The 23,831-nt window shown below is 42.4% G+C and carries 17 protein-coding genes and 1 other RNA gene; 11 read left to right on the forward strand and 7 right to left on the reverse strand.

All coding sequences use genetic code 11. The features are described from left to right. Positions 1–20 precede the first annotated feature (20 nt). The 4 genes from ACS8FB_RS05885 to ffs all read right to left on the reverse strand — a co-directional run bounded on the left by ACS8FB_RS05885 (position 21) and on the right by ffs (position 4,968). Positions 21–944, reverse strand: coding sequence for a hypothetical protein (locus ACS8FB_RS05885; RefSeq protein WP_439261498.1), 924 nt, complete (start codon positions 942–944; stop codon positions 21–23). A gap of 123 nt (positions 945–1,067) precedes the next feature. After that, positions 1,068–4,031: a M48 family metalloprotease gene (locus tag ACS8FB_RS05890; protein WP_439261499.1), complete on the reverse strand. Its 2,964-nt coding sequence runs from the start codon at positions 4,029–4,031 to the stop codon at positions 1,068–1,070. A gap of 35 nt (positions 4,032–4,066) precedes the next feature. Further along, positions 4,067–4,663, reverse strand: a complete 597-nt coding sequence (locus ACS8FB_RS05895) for a LemA family protein (protein ID WP_439261500.1) — start codon at positions 4,661–4,663, stop codon at positions 4,067–4,069. A gap of 208 nt (positions 4,664–4,871) precedes the next feature. After that, positions 4,872–4,968, reverse strand: an RNA gene (gene ffs, locus ACS8FB_RS05900) — signal recognition particle sRNA small type. 266 nt (positions 4,969–5,234) lie between these two features. Between ffs and ACS8FB_RS05905 the strand changes: the two genes are divergently transcribed. Further along, positions 5,235–5,951: an SIMPL domain-containing protein gene (locus ACS8FB_RS05905; RefSeq protein WP_439261501.1), complete on the forward strand. Its 717-nt coding sequence runs from the start codon at positions 5,235–5,237 to the stop codon at positions 5,949–5,951. Positions 5,952–6,047: 96 nt separating this feature from the next. Here the strand turns inward: ACS8FB_RS05905 and ACS8FB_RS05910 are convergent, their stop codons facing one another. Both ACS8FB_RS05910 and glnA read right to left on the reverse strand, forming a co-directional pair. After that, positions 6,048–6,854: a DUF4124 domain-containing protein gene (locus ACS8FB_RS05910; RefSeq protein ID WP_439261502.1), complete on the reverse strand. Its 807-nt coding sequence runs from the start codon at positions 6,852–6,854 to the stop codon at positions 6,048–6,050. 222 nt (positions 6,855–7,076) lie between these two features. Next, positions 7,077–8,486 (reverse strand): type I glutamate--ammonia ligase, encoded by a 1,410-nt coding sequence (gene glnA / locus ACS8FB_RS05915; RefSeq protein ID WP_439261503.1) that lies wholly within the window; start codon positions 8,484–8,486, stop codon positions 7,077–7,079. Between the two features lie 738 nt (positions 8,487–9,224). Here glnA and ACS8FB_RS05920 point away from each other — a divergent pair. From ACS8FB_RS05920 to ACS8FB_RS05940, 5 genes are all read left to right on the forward strand, one after another. Then, positions 9,225–9,848 (forward strand): anthranilate synthase component II, encoded by a 624-nt coding sequence (locus ACS8FB_RS05920; protein ID WP_439261504.1) that lies wholly within the window; start codon positions 9,225–9,227, stop codon positions 9,846–9,848. 146 nt (positions 9,849–9,994) lie between these two features. Beyond that, positions 9,995–11,086: an anthranilate phosphoribosyltransferase gene (gene trpD / locus ACS8FB_RS05925; RefSeq protein ID WP_439261640.1), complete on the forward strand. Its 1,092-nt coding sequence runs from the start codon at positions 9,995–9,997 to the stop codon at positions 11,084–11,086. A 78-nt stretch (positions 11,087–11,164) separates the two neighbouring features. Beyond that, positions 11,165–12,031, forward strand: a complete 867-nt coding sequence (trpC, locus tag ACS8FB_RS05930; RefSeq protein WP_439261505.1) for an indole-3-glycerol phosphate synthase TrpC — start codon at positions 11,165–11,167, stop codon at positions 12,029–12,031. Positions 12,032–12,100: 69 nt separating this feature from the next. Next, a complete protein-coding gene (locus tag ACS8FB_RS05935) occupies positions 12,101–12,832 on the forward strand; it encodes a Smr/MutS family protein (protein WP_439261506.1) in 732 nt (243 codons plus the stop codon). Positions 12,833–12,964: 132 nt separating this feature from the next. Beyond that, a complete protein-coding gene (locus ACS8FB_RS05940) occupies positions 12,965–13,597 on the forward strand; it encodes a DNA-3-methyladenine glycosylase family protein (protein WP_439261507.1) in 633 nt (210 codons plus the stop codon). Positions 13,598–13,673: 76 nt separating this feature from the next. Here ACS8FB_RS05940 and ACS8FB_RS05945 read toward each other — a convergent pair whose 3' ends face one another. Then, positions 13,674–15,542 (reverse strand): mechanosensitive ion channel family protein, encoded by a 1,869-nt coding sequence (locus ACS8FB_RS05945; protein WP_439261508.1) that lies wholly within the window; start codon positions 15,540–15,542, stop codon positions 13,674–13,676. 478 nt (positions 15,543–16,020) lie between these two features. Between ACS8FB_RS05945 and ACS8FB_RS05950 the strand changes: the two genes are divergently transcribed. From ACS8FB_RS05950 to ACS8FB_RS05970, 5 genes are all read left to right on the forward strand, one after another. After that, on the forward strand, positions 16,021–17,970 hold the full coding sequence (locus ACS8FB_RS05950) for a TonB-dependent receptor (protein WP_439261509.1): 1,950 nt from the start codon (positions 16,021–16,023) through the stop codon (positions 17,968–17,970). A 339-nt stretch (positions 17,971–18,309) separates the two neighbouring features. Beyond that, the gene (gene ahcY, locus ACS8FB_RS05955) at positions 18,310–19,734 is read left to right on the forward strand and encodes an adenosylhomocysteinase (RefSeq protein WP_439261510.1); all 1,425 of its coding nucleotides are present in this window, start codon (positions 18,310–18,312) and stop codon (positions 19,732–19,734) included. Positions 19,735–19,745: 11 nt separating this feature from the next. Next, complete coding sequence (locus tag ACS8FB_RS05960; RefSeq protein ID WP_439261511.1) at positions 19,746–20,594, forward strand: methylenetetrahydrofolate reductase; 849 nt, start codon at positions 19,746–19,748, stop codon at positions 20,592–20,594. 206 nt (positions 20,595–20,800) lie between these two features. Then, a complete protein-coding gene (locus tag ACS8FB_RS05965; protein ID WP_439261512.1) occupies positions 20,801–21,679 on the forward strand; it encodes a 16S rRNA (uracil(1498)-N(3))-methyltransferase in 879 nt (292 codons plus the stop codon). A 112-nt stretch (positions 21,680–21,791) separates the two neighbouring features. Next, a complete protein-coding gene (locus tag ACS8FB_RS05970; RefSeq protein WP_439261513.1) occupies positions 21,792–23,492 on the forward strand; it encodes a putative bifunctional diguanylate cyclase/phosphodiesterase in 1,701 nt (566 codons plus the stop codon). Positions 23,493–23,831: the final 339 nt, after the last annotated feature.

The raw sequence follows: 23,831 nt of genomic DNA on the forward strand, positions 1-23,831 counted from the left end.
ATAGCCATTGCGGTAAACACTTAACTCTGACTTGATAACTGTTCCCAAAGCTGACGCTTAAGGTTACTATCAGCGAGCATCTCATCCAAGGTAGCTAAAGCGGTAAGATTAGGATGCTCAAGGCCTTCAGGCAGTGTGGTTAATGAGATAATTTTTATCTCTTCACTACGGCCAATCTTAAACACATATCCCGCAAAACTAGCATTGGCAAGCTCGGCAGTCTCCATACCTTCACATATCGGAAACGACGTTGTTTCACAAGTGATTGACAATGCTTGCGTGATATTTTGCCATAGCTTTTCGCTGTCATTGTTGAGTGCTTGAATATCAACCAAAATTACCCAATCGCCATAGCGACCACCTTGCAAGTCAAATGGTGCTACCTTTTTAAGGCTATTATCATTATTGGTTTCGGCAATATTATTTTGATTGATAGACGTAATGGAAGTTGTCGTAACTGTTTCTATTAAAGGGGCAACCGCTTGCTCAACGTTTTGTGATATTTGTTGTAAACTATCTTCAGAGTCGCTGGCGCTTGGAGAGTGCGCTGCATGGCTTGTCGTACTGTCAAAACTGTAGCTTACTGGGCTTTGCTCATTGGCTTGTGAGCTGATATCTTGAGTTTCTTCACTATCATGAATAACCTCATAATCGCTAGCAGATGTATTTTCTGTATCCAATATAGCGTCTGCTGATTCATTGTCTAAAAAGTTATGATTTAAACGCTCAACGACTTCTGCTTCAACGCTTGGTTGTGCAGCATTTTGGTTCGAAGCGCTTTGACTAGGTAGGCTTTGCTGATTTTCAGGAGCCGCAGAAATATCTGCAATATTTAACGTTGCTGAATTCGACTGTACCCATTGATCGATACCCATCATCGCTAGAATTTGGCGTTGCTGCACGCGGCGCTGCAATACTATTAGCGGATCTTGGATATCACTCATGTCTCTTTATTGTCCTACTTATCTTGTTTAAATCATTTGTAGATGGGCCGATTAGTTTGACAGCTTAACCAAAGTATCCATCATAGCTGTTGAATGACTTCTGAGGTGTCAACTAAGCTGCAATCAAAAAAGCTTACGAACGCCTAGCCAGTGCTCTGCGAGTGCCATCAAGCAGTCGTACTCATCCTGACTGATTATCGTATCGTGTAACATGACGGTATGCAATGTACTTAGCCATTGTCGATACTCATTATAGTCTATTTGACGGCTTTCTTGTTGTGTCTCTGGATAATTCTCTTTCCCCTGAGTCTCTATTATAGAGTCCGTAGCAATAGACGCGGGGTAGACAGGCACAGTACTAATGACAGCCAATAGCTGAACGCTATTTAGACTTTGAGCAGTTAATAATAACCACTGCAAATTGGCATCACTGATCATGGTTAAATCAATATCAATCAAGCGCGCATGGCGGCGTAGATCGACGATATAGTGCGCAACGCTGTCACTATTATAGCCAAGCCCTGACACATGTACTGAGCTATCTAACGTCAATATCACTTGACCTTTGACATCTTTCGATAGCCGATATGTAAGCAATATCAATATGGCTCTCTTAGCCACATCAAGACTGTTAAACACTTGTCCTGAAGGATCGAGCTGAACACATATCTCATTCATACCCCTCTGTAATAGCGGTTGCCATTCAGCCTGAATGTCTCCATCATTATCGTTTAAAACTTCGGAAAATATTGGCAGTAATTGCTGTAAATGCAGCGCTTGCCATAACGATAGAATTGGTGAGACTTGCTGCGCTGGAGTTGAAATTGATGCGCTTTTTAAATGAGTCGGTATTGATTGTTCATCAATCATTAAATCTTTTCCATCTGATAGGTTATCAGAAAAGCTGTTGGTCAGATCGGCTGATAGCTGCTTCCCAAACAACTTAATTAAGCCTTGTTGATAGCGCGACAGCATCGTACGACACTTTTTTTGCTGCACATAATGCTGATGGGCTTGGTTACTACGACTGGTTTCGCTTTTTAGACGTAGTTGATTAATGCTGCTTTCTGATAAATCATGCTGGCTAAGTTGCTTCATAGCGAATGCAATCAAAGCACTGTCTAAACGTCGGTCAAGATTTGCAATTATTTTTAATAATGTATGGTCTAGCGTATGTGCTAAAAGTTGAGGGTTATTGAAAGTATCAGTCTTAATCTTATTATTAGTATGAGCATCGGTGTCAGCAGCACATGCTCTATCGTTTGGAAGCCCAATCCAAATATCTTTTAAATCACACATGCGAGTCGTAGATAGTGTCTGTCCTTGATGGCACAGCATGACGGCTTCTATTAATCCTTGCGCCCCTAATGGATGATGACTGTGATTGAGCACATGCTGTGGTAGCGTGACTTTCTTTATATCGTCAATACTAATCAAATCTGCTGATGGCAAATCGCTGTTAGGTTTTGCCATCCATGGTTTTAACAGCTGATAAGTACCAATATCTTCTGCTGCCTGCAAACGCCCATCAACGACCACATCTTCCTCTACGACCAACTCAAGTCCCGCTTCTGTTTCACATTTGCTGCTAGGTTCATCAGTAGAAAAAGCTGAAGCTTTATTGTGAGTAATATCACTAGGATTTTCGATGAAAATATTATCAACAGCATGATTGACAGATATTGATTGAGCTTTAGATGTATAAGATTGGTGCGCGTTTTTATTATTGCTTAGGCTATTTTCTTTTATTGCTCCCCAATCACCAAGGCGACGCTGCTCATATATCTCTTTTATTTTTTGCTGATTTATGCGCTTCTCTCTTGCGACCTGAACGGCAAAGTCATGATAGGCATTTGCATTGATGGCCCTCATGCGCTCGCTTAAGCTAGGATGGGTCGCAAACCACGAGACATCCCCCAGATCCGCCCCACTGCTGGCAAAAAAGAAATGACTCAGCCCGTTAATGTCAGCGATATTTGATAAGCGTGAACCAAGTGAATCTTGATGAATGGCTTTTAAAGTTTCGATAATCGCAGGCGAGCGAGTCAGCTGCACGCTGGTCGCATCGGCGAGCAATTCACGCTGACGGTTAAAGCTATGCTTAATCAACTGCGCACTGGCCATACTCGAAAAGCTCAATCCATGTAGCAGCAAAGTCCAAACACTGCGCGGAGCTTGCCGATTGATTATAGGTGGCGTTTGTACCCACTTAGACTGACGCTTGGCTGAGGACTGCTGTTGTTGCGATTGCTGCTGCCAGTAAGCGACCCACTCACTATGCGTGGTGAAATTGGCGGTTTGTGCTTCTATGTTACGTCCCAGCGTATCAACTTGCCTCTGTGATAAAGACTTATGGGAAATACTATCGCTATTAAAATAACGATGACTGGATATTGGATCACTCCAGTCATAGACTATCTGCAAGCCTGCCAATACCACCATTAGCTGCAAATTGAATGTCGCATCGCCATGCAGGATATGACCATATTCATGACCAATAAGTCCGTATAGTGCTTCATCAGACAATTTATCTAGCGCGCCTTGGGTAACGACAAGCACCATATCTTGGCTATCGCGACCAGCCACGAAACCATTGATGCCTTGCTCATCAGGCAGCACATAGAGAATTGGCATACGTAAGCCTGAAGCAATAGCTAACTGCTGAGCGATCTCATAGTAACGGCGATAAACTGGCGGAAAATCACGCTCATCACGTACCGCTATATGACGAGCGCTAAAACGAACTTTCGAGTCAGGCTCATATTGATGAGCGACTCCGCGGCTATGTTCCCAAGCGTCCTGACTGTTATCAATAAACAAACGCACAGCACCCACACGCTGGGCAACAGCACGGCCACCAGATTTTAAACGTCTGTATTCTAAAAAGCTACCAACAACAAAGCTGCCTATCGTCCACATAACCGTCAGTATCAATGCCCAATAATAAATACCATCGGTAAATAACGTTAGCAGCAGTGCCATAACCCCAAGCGCCAGCATCACATGTGCAAGTACAATCAAAAAAAACAACCCGTAAAGTAACAGGCTGCGCCGCGTCCGTATCCGCTGTTCAGCAAAAAAATCCATCAGCTTATCTCAAGTTAACCCAATCTGTTCAAGTTTTAACCCATATTGACGACAGGTGCTTGAGCAATGGCCTTTCTGTCTTCAAACACTAACGGACTGAGCGGACGAAAACTAAAAGTGCTGCTGACAAGGTTATTTGGGAACACTTCGCGGTCATTGTTATAAAACATCACGCTATCGTTATAATGCTGACGCGCAAAGCCTATACGATTTTCCGTATTGGTCAGCTCGTCCATCAACTCTTTAATCATACTGTCTGCTTTTAGCTCAGGATACGCTTCCACCACAGCTGAGAATTGCCCCAATGCTTTAGACAACATGCTTTCTGCTTTGGCAAATAGCGCCATATGCTCAAGCGAGTCTGGCTGATGTTTATTAGAGTCCTGCAAGCTTTGGGCATGATTACGCACACTAATCACGCGGGTCAGCGTTTCTTCTTCATGGGTCAAATAACGTTTGGCAGTCTCTACCAAGTTTGGAATCAAATCATGACGGCGCTTTAGCTGCACATCTATCTGTGCAAAGCCATTTTTCGCTTGGTTGCGTGCCCTTACTAGTTTGTTAAATATCGACACCCCAAAAACAACAACTAGCACAACAACAATGATAAATAGCCAAACGCACGTTTTCATAAATAAGCCTCAAATCTTTCAGTATTAACATCAGCGTAAATAAAACTTAATACATATTATTTTAACCTATCTTAATCAATGAAAAGACACAATCAGACGAAATGCAGGCACAAAAAAAGCCCTTTGCAATGAAGGGCTTAATACATCATATAAACTTTTTGAAAGGGTTTATCGAAGCAGTTATCAAATTTTAAGCAAAAAAAAGCGACTCCAAAAGCACATCCTCGGCACACATTATAACTATTACCGTTGCTACCTTCCGGTCCTGGCGGGATTCATAGAACAATGTTGCGAGGCTACCAATGGAGCCACCAGTTGCAAATTATACAAGAATTTTTCATTATTACAACCCCTTTTTCAAAACTACCAATGACATAACACCGATAGCAGCGAGATTTGGTGACAAAACCTTTACAAGGACTCGTCTAGATTTTGCTATTTTAATGAATGAAGCTCAGTTTACTAGGTATTTCCTAATAAAATAAAATGAGAGCCTATCGCTTCAAACCTAGAAAGGACTGTCTTTTTAAGGCTGATTTATATCAATATTAATTGCATTTAGGAGATTATTATGAAAAGCACTTTACTTAACAAAGCGATATTAGCCACTGGTACCACATGCCTGTTGACTGCAATGATGAGCAGCGCACATGCAGAACCGACAGGCTATGATCAGCTTACTTTTCAAACAGAAGTTAAAGAAGAGATACAAAATGATGAAGTACGCGCTAGTATGTACAAAAAAGCGCAAGCAACCAACGCTAAAGCTCTGGCTACAATGCTCAATACCACTATCAATAACGCTATGAAAATCGCTAAACGCTACCCTAGCGTGACAGTCAGTACTGGTCAGCAGCGCACCTACCCTCGCTACGACAAAGACAACAAAATTACGGGATGGACGGGACAAGCGACTATAGATCTAAAAAGTACTGACTTTACAGCGACTAGCCAGCTTATTGCAGATTTGCAAGAAACGCTGGTGATGGAAAATTTAAATTTTGGAGTGTCAGATAATAAAAAAGACGCGCTAGAGCAAAAGCTGATGACCGATGCTTCTCGCGCTTTTCAACAGCAGGCTAAAAACCTAACACGTGCTTGGGATGCTAGTGGTTATCGCGTGGTGAACGTCAATCTAAATACTGGTAGCAATTATCCGCGCCCAATGTATAGTAGCATGAGTATGAGAGCAGAAGCAGCAGATGCCTCAGTACCTAACCAAAACTTTGAGTCAGGTAATAGCACTATATCTGTGACAGCCAATGGTACTATTGAGCTGACTAAGTAGCTAGGCTACCTAAATTGGTACAATCTGTCCGCATTATATTATGACTAAGTCAAAACATGAAGAGCCGTTACCTGCTGTGGTAGCTGCTCTTTATGTTTACTTAATAAAAGCATCATCAGTGACAGGTCGACTGCTTTCTATTTTTTGCAGAAAACTGTCCTTTTGGCGCAACCTTAATAACACCTTTTGATGCCATGGCAAACGGTTATAGGCCAGCATTTGCGCAGCAATCTTCTTTTTGTTTTGCAAAATCACCGTATTCTGAATGACATATACTGTGCGTTCGACTTGGCTGAGCGTCTGTCCTGTTTTATTTTTGATAATAGCTTGGATACTATGCGTCCCTGGTAAAATATCTACTGTTGCAATAGAAGCGCTAAGCCCTTGCGCCACTTCATTACCATCCAAATAAATACTGACGCTATCGCCATCTTGTAGTGCAGGTCTAAGCTCTAGTTTAACATTGATACTTTGTGCAGGACGCCTATAGGCACGCGCCTCATTAGGCTCTAACATCGTTAATTGATAATTAACTTGTGCAGATGTTGCATTATTAGAAGCCGCTTGCTGCAAGACTAAGGAAGCAGCTGTCTGAGAAGATGTTGCAGACGTGCCTTTGAAGTTTGTATCTGAGCGGTTATTAGTATTGTTATTAGTCGTAACCGTGGTCACGACATCAGTTTGACTAACTTGTTTGTTGCTTTTTTGCTCATAGCTTTGAGGGCGGTCTGTAAAAGTCACATGACCTGTTTGCTCGTCGACTACTTTATAGATAGGTGCAGCATTTGCAATAGCTACAGGCAAACTGACCGCAAGCACAGCCACACCATACAGCATTCTTAAGCCAAAACTGCTTTTAGAAAAACTAACGTTTGAGAAAACTTGTTTTGTTAATAACGTCATAATGAGGCAACCTACTATGTGTCTATTATTAGTATATCAATAAAATCATTATGCGGGATTTTTACTATTAAATCAGCAATGATTTAATAGTAGCGTCACAGTTCGCATTGCTGCTCTTACTGCTCTTTAATGGGAAACGCCGTTTAAACAAACCAAAAAAGCCGGTCAAGATTGACTTGACCGACTCTTTTATAAAAACTAGCATAAAGTATTGAGGATAAATTAGCAGCTATAATATAGGTCAAACTCTACCGGATGCACAGTGACATTGACGCGTTGCACTTCTTCTTCTTTGAGCGCGATGAACGCTTCAAGCATATCTTCAGTGAACACATCGCCTTTTAATAAGAACTCGTGATCATCACGCAATGCTTGTAGGGCGATTTCTAAGTTTTCTGCAACTGTTGGGATTTGTGCTTCTTCTTCTGGCGGCAAATCATACAAGTTTTTGTCAGCAGCATCGCCTGGGTGCATCTTGTTTTGAATACCGTCAAGACCAGCCATTAGTAGCGCGGCAAAAGTTAGATACGGGTTGGCCGCTGGATCAGGGAAGCGTGCTTCGACACGTACCGCCTTTGGACTGCTCACATGCGGAATACGGATAGATGCTGAGCGATTAGAAGCAGAATATGCCAGTTTGATAGGCGCTTCGTAATGTGGTACTAAGCGTCTGTAGCTGTTGGTCGATGGGTTGGTAATCGCGTTTAACGCGCGGGCATGATGGATGATACCACCGATAAAATAGAGCGCCGTTTCAGACAGACCAGCGTACTCATCTCCTGAAAAAGTGTTGACACCGTCCTTTGAGATAGACATATGGACGTGCATACCAGACCCATTATCACCGACTACAGGCTTTGGCATAAAGGTTGCGGTTTTACCAAACTGATGCGCAACGTTATGTACGACATATTTTAGTTGCTGTACTTCATCAGCTTTACGCACTAGCGTATTAAACGCCACTCCAATCTCAGACTGACAAGGCGCTACTTCATGGTGATGGACTTCAATGCAGCCCTCCCCAATAATTTCTTCTAGGCGCTCACACATGACAGAACGCATGTCTTGAGAGCTATCAATCGGCGGTACAGGAAAATAGGCGCCCTTTACTCGTGGACGGTGCCCCATGTTACCCCACTCATAGTCGTTATTCGTCGACCATGCTGCTTCTTCAGCAGTAATCTTATGGCTCACACCTGACATCTCAATCGACCATTTTACATCGTCAAAGACAAAAAACTCAGGCTCAGGACCAAAGTAAGCAGTGTCACCGATACCGGTAGATTTCAAATACTCTTCTGCACGGCGAGCGATAGAGCGTGGGTCGCGGTCGTAGCCTTGTAGCGTTGATGGCTCAATGATGTCACAGGTAACTACCACAGTAACGGCGTCGAAGAACGGGTCAACAAACGCAGTCTCTGGATCAGGGCGCAGTATCATATCTGAAGCTTCAATGCCTTTCCAGCCAGCGATAGACGAGCCATCAAACATTTTACCATCTTCCATCACCTCTTCATCAACGCTATGCGCCGGAAAGCTGATGTGTTGCTCTTTACCGCGGGTATCGGTAAAACGAAAATCAACCCACTTTGCACTAGACGATTTGATAAGATCCAGTAATTTATTGGACATGAATAGTCTCCCTTATGATGGTCATGTTGTTACGTTTATTGTTCAATTCTAAGATACGACATTTACTATTATATTTAAGTGTTGGCTTAGATTTATAATGGCAGTAATATTCAACCATTTGCTCTATCACTCATAAGCTCATACAATGCTAGCGCTATTTTAGCAGTATCTATTCAATAATGCTGAACAGTTATAACATCTTAAGTAGCTTATCCGCTAGATTTTAACCTTAAATTTACAATAATGAATGATAGGATATAAATTTATACCAGTACCAAGTTACAAATATAAGGGTGCAAAGCCTATGCCAAACTTATTTTGTAATGATAGTCTAAAATTATTTTTGGCTCTCAAACCGTGATATATGTAGGATAGATCTACAAATACCATATAAACAGTAAAAGCCATTTTTGATAGAACACCCTTACCATCTGCACAACAATGAGAAGAGACAGCGTAAATTACGCACCAAGTTAGTGCTTAAGCTCTCTTGTTGACGCAAAGTAGTGCGCAATAAATTTATTTTCATATGAAGTATGGATGATGTAAAAGACACTTTTATCATAGAACATAAGACTTGTAAAAACAGCCGACTGTTACATGTGTCATTTGATACCCAGCAAAATAGTGGTAAGATATTCAGCCTCTATAAAACTTACTTTGTGTCTGTATATATAATAATGAAAGGTCTAATAATAGAGCTCTTATAAAACATCTTATCAATAGGTTAAAATCAGAATGATTCTAATGATCGATAATTACGACAGCTTTACATATAACATTGTACAGTACTTCGGTGAACTACAGCAGGACATCACCGTCTGGCGTAACGATCAGGCCACTATTGAACAAATCAAAACCCTAGCTCCTGATGTTATCGTCATCGGCCCTGGTCCGTGTGATCCAGATCGTGCTGGTATCTCTTTAGACGTTATTGATACTTTTAAAGGTGTTATTCCTATTTTGGGTATATGCCTAGGACATCAGGCCATTGGCCAAGCATTCGGCGGCCAAGTAGTCAAAGCTGGCGAAGTGATGCACGGACGTTTATCCGCTGTTCATCATACCCATAAAGGTATTTTTACTGATTTGCCTAACCCCTCGCAAGTTACGCGCTATCACTCTCTTGTCATTGATAAAGCAAGCTTACCGAATTGTTTAGAAGTAACTGCATGGACACAAAATCCGGATGGTAGCATTGAGGAGATCATGGGTATACGTCACAATATCTTTGCCATTGAAGGCGTTCAATTTCATCCTGAATCTATCTTAAGTGAAGCAGGATATCAGCTGCTTAATAACTTTTTACAGGCTCATAATTTGGCCGTATTGTCTGTAGATGAGTTGCCACAAGTGGGATAAATGTTGTCTAAGCTCATGTACGGAGCACTTTTGAAAAACATAAATTGACACGCCCAAAAAGCCAATTAAAACGAATATAAATATAAAAAAGTGAGACTTTAATGACCATTGATCAGTTACAGGAAGACTATAAACTAGCCGCCGATATGCCAGATGATATTATTCAATTATCTGACGAAGAGACGCATAAACTATTAACAACAGCATTAGGTAGAATCTTTCAGCACATTGATCTAACGTTTAATGAGATGTACAAAGTCATGCTGATTATCATGCAAGGCAGATGTAGCGATGCCATGATGGGGGCTATATTGACTGGTCTGCGCATGAAGGGTGAATCTATTGATGAGATTACCGCCTCGGCCAGCGCTATGCGTGCTTTGGCTGCCAATATAGACCCAAAAAACTGCGACTATTTGGTCGATATCGTCGGTACTGGCGGTGATGGTGCCAACTTATTCAACGTCTCTACCGCCTCAGCCCTCGTGGCTGCGGCAGCTGGCGCGCAAGTGGCTAAACACGGTAACCGCGGTGTGTCTACCAAATCTGGTAGCTCAGACTTATTAGAACAAGCAGGTATCAGCTTGGCACTTAGTCCTGAGCAAGCCAAACAATGTATAGAAAATGAAGGGATAGGCTTTTTGTTTGCGCCCAATCACCATAGTGCCATGCGTAATGCCAACCCAGTACGTCGTGAGCTAAAAGCACGGACGATATTTAATATTTTAGGCCCATTAACCAATCCTGCCAGCGTACCCAATCTGGTGATTGGCGTCTTTACCGCTGAGCTGTGTGAGCCTATCGCTAAGGTGATGAGAAACTTAGGCGCGCGTCATGTCATGGTGGTCGGTGCAAAGGACGGCCTAGATGAAATCAGCCTTGCGACCTCGACCACGGTTGCTGAGTTAAAAGACGGTGAAATATCAGTTTATGAGATGATGCCAGAAGATGCCGGTGTCGAGTCACAAACCCTTATCGGTCTCGATGTCGACTCTCCTGCGCAGAGTCTTGAGCTGATACGCGCGGCCCTATCAGGCACCGATACCCACGACCGTGCAGTACTCAAAGCGCGTGATATGATTGCACTAAACGCAGGGGCAGCGATATATACGGCGGGACTTGCCAGCAACTACCCAAATGGTGTCAGCCGCGCGCAAAAGGTGATACAAAATGGTGACGCCTTAACCAAGCTTGAGTCTTTAGCACAATATACTCAGCAGCTGGCAGCCAACGCGTAACCAATGCAAGACTCTTTATCTAAAATAGTCAATCAGCCACTGCTGCTTATTTACCTTTAACGATAACTGGATACGAGCATGACCCACTCAGACATACCTTCAGTATTACAGCGAATTGTCGCAACCAAAGTAGAAGAAGTAAAAACGGCTCGTGAGGAACTATCGCTTACAGAGCTGCAAGCACAAGTAGCGGCTGATACGCGTCCGCGTCGCGGCTTTGCTCAGGCATTGCGCGCGGCCAGCACTAGCGAGAGTGGTATCGGCATCATCGCTGAAATCAAAAAAGCCTCTCCTTCTAAAGGCATCATCAATCACAACTTTGCCCCGGCTTTATTTGCCCAGCAATATGAGCATGCAGGTGCCAGTTGTCTGTCTGTTCTCACCGATCGTGATTACTTTCAAGGCCATGATAGCTACCTTATCGCCGCTGCTAATGCTGCAAGCCTGCCGATACTACGTAAAGACTTTATGATCGATGTGTACCAAATTTATCAATCCTACTTGTTGGGTGCTGACTGCATACTACTCATTATGGCCTGCCTTGATGATGAGCAAGCATATGAGCTGCATGCGCTCAGTATTGAGCTTGGTATGGATGTATTGATTGAAGTACATACCAAGGCTGAGCTTGAGCGCGCATTAAAACTGCCACGCTCCGAGCACAATATCTATGGTATTAATAATCGTGATTTGAATACTTTCGATGTCGATTTGCAAACCACGCTTAATTTGAAAAATATTTTAATCGACGCATTAGCAGCTGATATTGATAGCACGTATAAACCGCTTATCGTCACTGAAAGCGGCATTCATAGCAGCACTGATATTCGCTTGATGTTAGATAACAATATCCAGCACTTTTTAATCGGTGAGCAGTTTATGAAAACCTATCATCCTGGACAAGCGTTACAATCCTTACTTGCAGGCGTCGCTACAGACGAGTAAAGTAACTAAAAATGACCCTCATATAAATTATCTAATCATTTCTCCATCAACCAACGTACACTAACTTTTATGTCAAACTCTCTATTTTCAAAAGAAATGCAGGATCAACTCAAAGAGCTAAAAGGCCAATTGAGTAAAGGACGCGATACCAACTCGCCTGAAGGTGAAAACCAAAAACCGACAGAACCTGTGTCACTGCCAACGCAAAAGCAAGTCAAAAAAACAGTTAAACAGTTAGACAGTGAACATGTCGATGATGATAAAGTTCTGTTTATGCAAGCGATGCACGGTGTAAGCCAGCTTGAAGACAAAAACGTCCGTTCTCCTGCCAGTACAGCAAAGGCGCGCAAACCTGATGCAGCCACTCTGTCAAAACGTGCGGCTGCTCAAGGTGGCGAAGCCAGTGATTTAGGTGCAGGCTTATCAGATATGCAAGCACTACTCAATCCTGTCGCTAGCGAAGCTTATTTATCTTACAAACAGCCGACTCTACAAAATAAGATATTTGATCAGCTTAAAAAAGGCAAATTACGTTGGTATGATGCAGTAGATATTCATGGCTGCACTATAGAAGAAGCACGTGAGGCGATGACTCAGCTACTTAGCCAAGCCAAGCAAAAAAATGAAACCATGGTAAAAATCGTCCATGGCAAAGGTTCTGAGGCCATTCTAAAAACTTGCGTAAATGGCTGGCTACGACAGCTACCAGAAGTATTGGCCTTTTGCTCTGCCCCGCCCAAAGATGGCGGCAATGGCGCAGTGCTAGTATTGCTCAAAAAGCCTAAAGTCGATGGTGAATAAACCTTAGGGTAAAGTAAAAAAAGACTGCCAATAAGCAGTCTTTTTTTATACAAATGAGTATTTCTTGTGTTGCATATCTGCTGAATTTTAGTACAGTAATTTCAGTACAGTAATAAATAAAGTAAATCAATTATGAATATACAAACCATTGAAAATTCTGAGGAGCTAAAAAACCACATTAGCGCTTTGATAGTTATCGAACCAAGGTTCGCGGCCGCCTATGAGCAAGTTGGCGTGCCAAACCTTAGGCACAATGCAGGTGGGTTTAAGCAATTAATGAGAGCGATGGTTGGGCAACAGTTGTCAGTCACTGCCGCAGCCAGTATTTGGCAACGATTGGTTGATGCCAATTTGACAACTCCGCAAAAGATTACTAAAGCAACAGACGAGGCGTTACGAGAGCAAGGTTTATCTAAACAAAAGACCCGCTATGTCCGATCCTTAGTAGAGCACGATATAGACTTTGCAGTACTAGAAACCATGTCAAATGAGACAGTAATAAAAACCTTAACCGTTGTTACTGGCATCGGACGTTGGACAGCCGAGATGTATTTATTGTTTTCTTTAAAACGCGCTGATGTGCTTGCTATCGATGATTTGGCGATTAAAGTTGCCGCGATGACACTACTGGATTTACCTGAGCGCCCCACGCCAAAACAATTAAACAATCTGACGCAAGACTGGTCACCGCATCGTAGCGCTGCCAGTCTCCTGCTTTGGTCGTACTATGGCTCGCTGCGTAACAAAACCGCTATCCCTTTATAAAACTGACGCCTTGTCTTCATAGCATTAATAGTAACAAATGTTTATAGCACTATAAGTAGTAGCATAAACCTCTACTTTAGGGCTGATTCCATATAGAAAGACTAAAGTTCTTTTTAGCACGCTTAAATTTACGCTTTGCTAAAGCATAGTTCCTGCTTTTATGCGCTTTTTTGGCCTCAGCCTTTTTAGCTTTTCTTTTTTGTTTTGCCGCTGCTTCGGCACTTTTAGTACGGTTGACACTTTTGTCTAAATCAATGCCCTCTTCTTGCTTGTCATTATCAGCACTGGTATCAACTTCACTGGTGTTATCCTTTGTCGTATCTTCTTCAGAGTTGTTTGCACGACGCTCACTATCATTTTCTTGACCATCAGTGTCATGGTTGTTTTCTCGATGATGTTCAAGCTCAGCTTGATTGACAATCAGCTGCTGCGTTGGTAGTGCATGCTCGACTTTGTATTTTGCGACTTGGTTAAGCACATCGACGAACACAACGTTTTGTTTGTCGTAAAATTCCATCACATCGTTAGCATTGATATAGGCTTGTAATTGAATAACGTAACAGTCTTGACGCAGCTCTAAAATATTGACCTGATTCCATTCTTGGTTGGTCAAATAATGCTCATTTAAAAACTCGTCTAAGTCTTTGACCATTTTAAAGACCACTTCGATATCAGCAGTACGCTTAAGATATAACTGATGGTAAAAGCGGAACATATCACGAGAGGTAAAGTTCTCAATTTGCATAGACGAAAAATCGCCATTAGGCACGGTCACAATGGTTCGTGATAGTGTACGTACGCGTGATGAGCGAATACCGATATCAACCACTGTGCCTTCATACGTGCCAAACTTACAATAGTCACCTATCCGCACTGGCGAATCTGCCACTACGACCACACTACCAACCAGATTTTCGATGGTCTTTTGCGCACCAAGTGCTAATGCTAAACCACCAACCCCCAATGCGGCAATACCGGTGGTCAAATCAAACCCTAGATTGCCAAAGATAACAATGACAGCAAAGATAAGCAGCAAGGCTTTGACGACTTTTCGCAATAGACCTAAGATAGAGACGCGTTCAGTATAGTTTTTCTTATAGCTTAGGTTAACCGCACGAGTAAAGATCGCATCGATGACTCGTAGCAGCAACCATGTTATTGCAAGCCAAGAAGCGATTTCAGTAAAACGGTTAACGGGTTCCCGTAGCGTTACTGACACGCCTGCATAGACCATCACCTCTGACAAGATCAATGCCATGATAACAACAGCCAGTGGCAAGATAACTTTGTCCGGTACAGGTAACGGGGTGTTGCGTACTCGCGGGTAAACAATTTTTAGTAAATGATACAGTAGCCAGACCATGATATAAGTCAGTACAAAGCTACTAACAACCATAGCAAGCGCAGCGACCAGATCAGCCAATTGATAGCCAAAGAGCTTTTTATCTTCTAGTGACTCAAATGTATAACGAGACACCAAAGTGGGCTTGGTGTTTTCTAATACTTCTGGTATAGAGCTTAGCGTCTCAGTAGAAAACTGCCAGTACTGCTCGCCTTGCCTGGACACGACTCTTTCAAGTAATAACGGCACACTTTTTTCGCCAATACTGATATTACCTACGTTTTCTTGGCTTGGTGGTAGCTGATCGGTTAGGTTACCTTCAGGGGTATTATTGATTTGCAAGTCAGGCTGAAAGCGTCCACCAGCATCAAGCGCTTGCTTAAACTCGCGTACCGCCGTCGTCGGATTATCAGATTTGGTTAGATTCAGGTAATTACTCGCCAGTAGGTAATCATTTTCGCCCAGCGCACTGATAAACCCTTGTACTGTATGGCGCGGAGTATCGCGTCCAAACGAGTCAGGCAATGTCTGGCGTACGCTCTCTTCACTACCAGTACTTACACCAAGCGCACCAGGTTCAGCAGCCATGACGCTATGAGGCATTATCGCGCTCAATATCATCAAGGCCAAAAGTACAATCATTGCCAATGGCATTTTAATTGATGACATCAATAGGGGTAATATAGTGTTAAAACTCAGATCACGCTTAATGAACAAAACCAACCTCTTAACTTTAGTAGTAGCACAACTGGTGATAATGGATAATATCTGCCGCTATCATAACAATTATTCATAAAATTAGTGGCTTTGATTGCACGTTTTCATAGTAATTTATATTTTTAATTCTTATTTATACTATGTCATCCTCATCTATTAAAGAGTTATAAAAATATTGCCGAAGTATTTGCATGAACTTCTCGCAGTGTATGGTGAAAAACATTCAACTTACCATGAGGAAACATTAGGTTTAAATGGTTTATAAAGTAATCGTTTTTATAGATAATAAGCGTTGTATAAGCTGTCCACTACTTTTTGTAACACTTCTTTCTCAATCTTTGCTTTCGTAACCTTGGAAATCATTATGTTATTATCACGCTCTTCTTCATCTACTTATCTACGTTGTAGTATTTTAAGCGTATTGGGCTTACTTTCTATAAATACAGCAATGGCTGTCACACCTGTCAGCCCTGAACTAGATACTGTCACTGATAATAATGAGCTGCCACAAGTTGAGCTTGATAAAATCGTCGTCACCGCCACGCGTACGCCTACTAAAACCAGTAACGTTATTGCTCAGACTCGGGTGATTAATAGCGAAGAGTTGCAGCGTTATCGAGGTCAAACTGTCACTGATGTACTAAAAAATCAGCCTGGTATCAATATTACCCAAAGTGGCGGCATGGGTACAGCCAGTAATTTTTATATGCGTGGCTTTGATAGTAAGCAAGTATTGGTGATTATCGATGGTATACGATATGGCTCTATCTCCTTAGGCAGCCCTTCTCTGAACTTGTTATCCGCAGACCAAATTGATCGCATCGAAATTTTATACGGTGCCTCTGGTTCTAGTATTTACGGTTCTGACGCCATGGGCGGTGTTATTCAAATTTTCACCAAGGGCAATAATGTAGAACAATCCAATGTTTCTACGACTGTTGGTTATGGTAGTAACAATCATTACCAAGTCGGTATAACAGGTCAGCTTAAAAATGACACTTCCTCATTAAGCTTGGGTGTCAGTCGCAATGAAACAGATGGGTTTAACGCTATTGCCAACTCTGACTCCTATGATTTCAACGCAGACGATGATGGCTTTAAATCTACCAATGCCAGTTTGGCATTGCAGCATAAGCTATCAGACTCGCTAAGCGCGGGAATAAGTGCCTTGTATACCGACTCTACCACTGATATTGACTCAGCAGGAAACGCGTTTCCAAATGCCTATTCAGATCAAAAAAACGGCAGTGCAAATGCTTATCTTCAATACAAAACGCCTTTGACGGTCAGTAAGCTTAGCTATGGTCAAAGTATTGACAAGTCCACTTCTCATGATGCCAACTCTATTAATTATCAAGAAGGCAGTCAGTACGATACCACGCAAGAGCAAGCACGCTTAGAGACCAGTATTAACGCGCGACCTGGTACTGTGATTGTTGGCGCAGAATGGTTGTCACAGAAACTAGACGCATCAGATGTTTTGGATTTTTCAGGCTTCCCTGATCCTGCCGTGCAAACCACTTACAACCCTGACGATAGAACGGTCAAAAGTGCTTTTGTTGGTTATCAATTGTCAGAGTATTATTATGACCTGCAAGCCAACTATCGCTTAGATGACAACTCACAGTATGGTAATGAGAGCACCTACAATTTAGGCGCAGCTATACGCCCGTTGGCTGGCATGCGAATTGGTGCCAACTATGCCACTGGATTTCGTGCACCAACGTTTAATGACTTATACTGGCCTGGTTTTAGCAACCCCAATCTAAAGCCCGAAAAAACGGAGAACACAGAGGTATTCGTTGAATACGCTAATGAAGCTCAAACGTCACGACTGACAGGCTATTATACCGATGCAGAAGACCTGATTTCTAATGCGACAAATATCAGTGAAGCGAAAATCAAAGGATTGAGCTTGACCTCAGACTGGAATATGAATGCCTTCATATTTGGTCTCGGTTATGACTACTTAGACGCAAAGGACAAAACGGCAAATAGCGCCAGCTATAATCAACAGCTTGCCTATCGTCCTAAAAACAGCGGTATGGTTTATGTGGGTTATCAGCAACCTACGTTCGATGTTCGCCTTGAAGCCAAACATACTGATAATAGAGTCACGGCCGAAAACAATAAGCTTGATAGTTACACGTTGCTTAATTTGAGCGGCGCTGTTTATATCAATCCTAATCTTCGCGCTAACTTGCGTGTGGATAATATTACTGACGAGGACTATACCCTTGCCAGCCAATTCGGTAATGAATATGCCACAGAAGGCACCAGCTATTTCGGCTCTTTAACTTATGATTGGTACTAAACTGCTGGCAAATTAAAAAGCATTTATTAAGAATAAGAGAGGCCATCCAATGATGGTCTTTTTTTGTGCTGATCAAAAAAACAAGATTACTCATACCTTTACTGTCTAATATTTATGTTATCCAATAGGTGACAATCACGGATTCATCAATTACAATAACGACCTCCGAGAGGTGTTGCGCCATAATTATCGATTACTGCATTTGAGCTAAATTGCTTTGCAAATCATTTGTTATGTTAGGCTCGGTTAACTGTTCATTACCATTTTTGGTTATGAACAGCGCAAATAACGGCACCTGCGTTTTTATTCTTTTTATCTATTAACTGATAGGAGCATATTATGGACGCAGTGTCTAACATACCATCTGCCCATACGATCAACCCCTCTTTCACCGACTATAAAGTTGCTGACATCAGCCTTGCTGATTATGGTCGCCGTGAAATCACGCTAGCCGAAGCCGAAATGCCTGCCCTTATGGGTCTGCGTCGTCGCTACCAAGATGAGCAACCGCTTAAAGGCGCCAAAATCGCTGGCTGTATCCACATGACGATTCAGACTGCCGTTCTTATCGAGACATTAGTCGCGCTAGGTGCTGAAGTACGCTGGACTTCATGTAACATCTTCTCAACTCAAGACCATGCTGCTGCAGCTATTGCTGCTGCGGGTGTGCCTGTATTTGCTTGGAAAGGCGAAACAGAAGAAGAGTACGAATGGTGCTTGCGTCAACAAATCCACGTTGGCGGCGAAGAATCAGGTCAGCTTTGGGATGCTAACTTAATCTTGGATGATGGCGGCGATTTAACCGCGTTAATTCATAACGATTATGCCCAGATGCTTGATAACATCCACGGTATCTCAGAAGAGACCACCACTGGCGTGCATCGCTTGGTTGAGATGCTGGGTAAAGGCACGCTAAAAGTACCTGCAATCAACGTCAACGATGCGGTTACCAAGTCTAAAAACGACAACAAATATGGCTGCCGTCATAGCTTAAATGACGCTATCAAACGTGCTACTGACATGTTCCTTGCTGGTCGCCGCGCATTAGTTATCGGTTATGGCGATGTGGGTAAAGGCTCAACCCAAAGCTTACGCCAAGAAGGCATGATCGTACGAGTATCAGAAGTCGATCCTATCTGTGCTATGCAAGCCTGTATGGATGGCTACGAAGTATTGTCTCCGTATATCAATGGTGACAACACTGGCGGCGCGGATAACATCAACACTCGCCTGTTAGAAGATACTGATCTGATTGTTACCACGACTGGTAACTATCATGTTTGCGATAAACATATGCTAGCGGCGCTAAAGCCTGGTGCCGTCGTCTGTAACATCGGTCACTTTGACACCGAAATCGATACTCAGTTTATGCGTGACAACTGGCGCTGGGTTGAGATCAAACCACAAGTGCATCAAATTTTCCGCTCAGATGATGAAAACGATTATCTGATTTTGCTTGCCGAAGGTCGCCTAGTCAACTTAGGTAATGCCACAGGACACCCATCACGCGTGATGGACGGCTCATTTGCCAACCAAGTATTAGCCCAAATGTATCTGTTCGAAGAAAGATTTGCTGAGCTTCCTGTTGATGAGCGCTTCGATAATTTATATGTCAAAGTATTGCCGAAAAAGCTTGACGAAGAAGTCGCTGCTGCGATGGTTGCAGGCTTTAACGGTACATTGACTAAGCTGACTGAGAAACAGGCTGAGTACTTAGGTGTTCCAGCTGAAGGTCCGTTTAAGCCTGATGCTTATAAATACTAAGGAGCGCGATTGTGAGTAAGCCTGCTTTTTCTTTTGAGTTTTTCCCAGCCAAAACTGAGCTGGGACACGAAAAGCTACTTAGTACTTATGATGAGCTCAATAAACTGTCGCCGAGCTACTTTTCGGTGACTTATGGTGCAGGTGGCTCGACTCGTAGCCGTACCTTAAATATTGTCCAAGCATTGTGCGCGCGCGGTGAGACTGATATTGCACCGCATATGTCTTGTATCGGTGACGACAAGGCCGAGATTGCTGAGCTTCTAACGCATTATAAGAGTCTAGGTATCACGCGGCTGGTCGCCCTACGCGGTGATTTACCGTCAGGTCAGGTCGGTATGGGTGAGCTACCGTTTGCGCTAGATTTGGTTAAGTTTATTCGTGAGCACTCAGGCGAGCATTTTCACATCGAAGTGGCTGCGTATCCTGAGATGCATCCGCAAGCGCGAAGCTTCGAGTTCGATGTTGATAATTTGGTCAATAAGTACCAAGCTGGTGCAAATGCTTCTATTACGCAGTTTTTTTACAATGCTGATAGCTATTTATATCTGCGAGATACCTTAGAAAAACGTGGTATCGATACTGCTGTTCAGCCGCTGGTTGCAGGTATCATGCCGATTACCAACTCAAGTAACCTCGTTCGCTTTGCCGATAGTTGTGGCGCTGATATTCCACGTTATGTGCGTAAACGGTTGGCTGACTTTGGCGATGACCGCACCGCTATTCGCGAGTTTGGTTTTGAGGTGGTTTATCGTTTGTGCGAGCGTCTTATCAGTGAGGGCGTGCCAGCCATGCATTTTTATAGCATGAATAAAGTTGAGCCAAACAAGCGCTTAGTAGAAGCCTTAGGCCTTGTCTCTTAGTTCTTATAACAGATTATTTATCATAACTGGCGTTCTTCGGAGTGCCAGTTTTTTTATGCTAAATATAAAACATTCAAACCGTTATAACTTTATAAAAAAATTACTTTTATATTAAGCTCTATTTACTATAGAGATACTTTTATCTAAACAATATTTTGCTAAAATATATAAGAAATATTGTCGTTTAAATATAGGATTCAGTCATTTTGAGACGTTTTTTTTATGCTACTAGCAGTGATATTGATGCCAACTACCCTAAATTAAGTACTTTCTCCATTGGTACAGATATTGCCTTAACAGAAAGCATCGTACATCATTGGGGCCGCGTACTGCGTGCAAATGTCGGAGATGAAGGTATTTTATTTGATGGCTTTGGCGGCGAGTATCATGTAAAGCTGCAAAACATCGGCAAAAAAAACGCTACGGTGACGTTGTTGGCTCATACAGACAAAGATCGCAATGCTCCTATCCATACCAAAATAGGCTTGGTCATGAGTCGTGGAGATCGGATGGATTATGCGATTCAAAAGGCTACTGAGCTGGGTGTGACTGGTATTCAATTGTTAAGCAGTCATCATGGTGAGGTGAATCTCAAACCAGCGCAAGTAGATAAAAAGCTACTACACTGGCAGCAAGTAGCTATTGCCGCAAGCGAACAGTGCGGACTAAATCGGCCACCCCTTATTTTTGCTCCGATTTCTATTGACGACTGGCTGCAAGGCTTGGACACCAACGATACAGACTTACAAGTGATTGTTAGCTCTATTGTCTCCACGCTTAGCCAAGACCCTTACTATCAGATATTGCGACAACCAGCTGATCTACGTATGCAGCTTAGCGTACCGGCGCCAGATCAACCTGTCATGCCTGAGTCGTTGCCAACAGTACTGACACAAGCTTCACCTTATATTGAACTGTTGATTGGCCCTGAGGGTGGTCTTAGCGAGAATGAACGCCAGCAAGCCGCCAATTTTGGATTTGCACCTTGGCAAATTGGGACCAGAGTCTTACGTACCGAAACCGCCCCTGTTGTCGCTCTAGCCACATTACATGCGCTTCATTATTTGCACCAACGAAAAACATGAGTCCTCATCAAAAATAATCTTTAGTAGACAATTGTCTATATTCTATATACCATCGCTATCTTATGACTTTAATATAATATTAATATCCTTGCTTGACTATTGAGTCTCAATTATGACTACCTTTGCGCCCCTTTCACCATCAGTTAAGCAGCAACTAATGTCGGAGCTGTGCGAGCGTCTCGAAGACGCTGTATTTATTTTAGACGCCAATTTACGCTACCTGTCCATCAATCCTGCTTATGAGATAATGATTGGTTTTGAAGAGCCATACATGATTGGACGACCTCTTGGTATCTACGCTGCTGAGTTCTTATCAAAAAAAGAGCAGTCTATCTTAAAAGATATCTCCAATCGACTAGATGGTGAGGGTTTTTATGAAAATAACTTTGCTCTACTAAACCGTTATGGACGCACACTCAATTGTCATATATCTTATCGCAGGATTTATGTAGACAAAACTGTCTATTATATTGGAATGGTACGCGATATCTCCTCTGTCGTCGAAGACCAACAACAAGTTGCGCATCTACTCAATCATAATCAGTTAACAGGACTACCCAATCGTAAAGTATTTTTGAGTCAGACCAATGATGTCTTAATGGATAGCTTCCAAGAAGTAGTGATTATTCGAGCAAATATTGATCGTTATCGTATTTTGGTCAATAACCTTGGACAAGACAATGTTGATGAGCTTATAAAAGAGTTTGTTGCTAGAGTAAACGCCCTTGAGCTCAACCAGCTACTATGTTTTTCACACTTAGGCGGTGATGATTTTGGGCTATTGTTCGAGTTTAGTGATGCTCATCTAGTACGCCACGAGCTTGATAGCTTGATGCATATGTGCGAGCGACCATTTGTATTAAAAAATACCAGTATTTATTTACAGATATCGGTTGGGGTCAGTTATTATCCTAAAGACGGTAACCAGTTAAGCAGTTTGCTAAATAAAGCTGAAAAAGCGTTACATTATGCCAAAGAGCATGGCGGAGATGATGTCTGCTGGTATAACGACGAGATAAACCACGAATCAATCGACAGTTTGCAGTTAGAGACTGAGCTACGTGAAGCCATATCGGCCAAGCAGTTCGTGCCCTATTATCAGCCTAAAGTCACTTTAGAATCGGGCGCTATCGCTGGTTTTGAAGCACTCGTACGTTGGCAGCATCCTACGCGTGGATTGCTACAACCAAAAGATTTTATTGAAGCTATTATTAAGCACAAACTGTCATTTGATTTATTTTGTCAGATGGCTGTTCAAATCGCTGAGCAGCTTCGTATTTGGGAGTCGATGAATTTTACGCAACATGTCTGCATCAATGCCGATGCTGCAGAATTTAGCCATATTGAATTTTTTGACTTTGTAACCAATCTATTCACGCACCATTCTATTCAACCTCATCAGTTACATATTGAAGTTACTGAGTCATCTTTAATGCTGCGGCATGCAAGTGTTAAGCAACAGCTTATTGCGCTAAAAGCGCTGGGAGTCTGTTTGTCATTAGATGATTTTGGTACGGGTTACGCCTCTCTTAGTTACTTACAAGAGTACCCCTTCGACTTTATTAAAATTGACAAGAGCTTTATCGATAAAATAGTGAATAATCGGACACAGTCTGCCATTGTTAAAGCTATTTTAGACTTGGCTACTGCTTTGGATATGAGTGCCGTCGCCGAAGGTATCGAGACTGAGCAGCAACGTGATTTGTTATTACAAATGGGCTGCGATTATGGGCAAGGTTACTGGTTTGGTCGCCCTGTCTCAGCTGACATAGCAACTAAAATGTTGAGTCATGCGTCTCTTCCAGACGCATGACTCAATTAATTTAATCTATCACCACTACTATAGTGATTGGCTTATATAGCTTTTCTGTGTATATAGCTTTTCTGTGTACCGTATTTAGCACTATTTTTTGTCCTTCAACGCTGATTATATAAAGGATGCAAGTTAGGTTGATGACTTATCAGTATTATAACCAAACTTGTATAATTTCTAGTGAACGCCTATCTTTTGAGGTGAATTTACTAATACAGTCATAATTCTTTTAGCATTTTTCAACGTTATATTATATGACCGATATCGTAGCCCTAAGTCTTTTGTGTAGGCAAATCTGATATCAGTAACATACTAACAGTCAAAATAACCACAAACCAA

It is taken from the genome of Psychrobacter sp. 1U1 (genome assembly GCF_051847535.1).
GTDB classification, from domain to species: Bacteria; Pseudomonadota; Gammaproteobacteria; order Pseudomonadales; family Moraxellaceae; genus Psychrobacter; species Psychrobacter saeujeotis.